Annotated in this window: 1 protein-coding gene; it reads left to right on the top strand. The window is 60.8% G+C overall.

What is annotated here, in order from left to right; all coding sequences use genetic code 11:
- Positions 1-423: 423 nt before the first annotated feature.
- The coding region (locus HU806_RS26205) for a DUF6124 family protein (RefSeq protein ID WP_186615802.1) at positions 424-779 on the top strand (356 nt) is incomplete at its 3' end.

The following is a 779-nucleotide window of genomic DNA, read 5'->3' as shown; positions in this document are numbered from 1 at the left end:
ACCCGTGGCGAGGGAGCTTGCTCCCGCTCGGCTGCGCAGCAGTCGTCGCTTTTCAATCCGGAAATTTTGGGGTCGCTGCGCAACCCAGCGGGAGCAAGCTCCCTCGCCACAGGGGTTACGTATTCCTACAAAAATTGTGATGAAGCGGAATTTTCCGACGAGTCGTGGCGGTTGGTGGTTCGGAAGCGCTGGGGATAGGCTTTGTCCGTCGCTGCAAAATCAGCGACCGGGCTTGGTCGTCCGGGTTTAGAATGGCGCACGGTGCCGCTCAAGCGGCTGGCTGCTTTATGGCCGACTGTGCGTGGGAGGGCTCCGGGCCCTGCCGGGTTTCCATTCCCTGGTCGACCAACCTGCGTACAGTTCGCCACCCCTCCGCTTGGTCGCGGAAATGGCGAACTCCACTTTTGAATGGAGCTGCACGTCATGGTCAAGATCACCCCCAATCCCCCCAAAAAAGCCGAAAACCTCTCCGCCTACACCCGCCTCGACTCAAAAGAGCGCCGCGAAGCGGCTGATCGCGCGTTACGCATTCACTTATCGCCCGACACCCCAGCCAAGCCCGACACCGAGCAAGGCCAGGTCTTTTCCGTAGTGCCCGGTCTCAACACCGAATCCCTGCTGACCACCCTCAGCGAAACCCTGGCCTCGGCCAATGCGATGGCCAGTGACCTGGCATTCGACCTGGAAGGCTCACGGCGGCATGTGGCGTTGGGGCTTCAGCAGTTGATCGAGCTGGGCACCTTACTGGTCAACCGTGCCCTGAATGACATCGAACTGGC

This window comes from Pseudomonas sp. SWRI154 (genome assembly GCF_014268645.1).
Lineage (GTDB): Bacteria > Pseudomonadota > Gammaproteobacteria > Pseudomonadales > Pseudomonadaceae > Aquipseudomonas > Aquipseudomonas marvdashtae.
The sequence above is the reverse complement of the archived record's forward strand: the minus strand, read 5'-3'. Positions and strand labels throughout refer to the sequence as shown.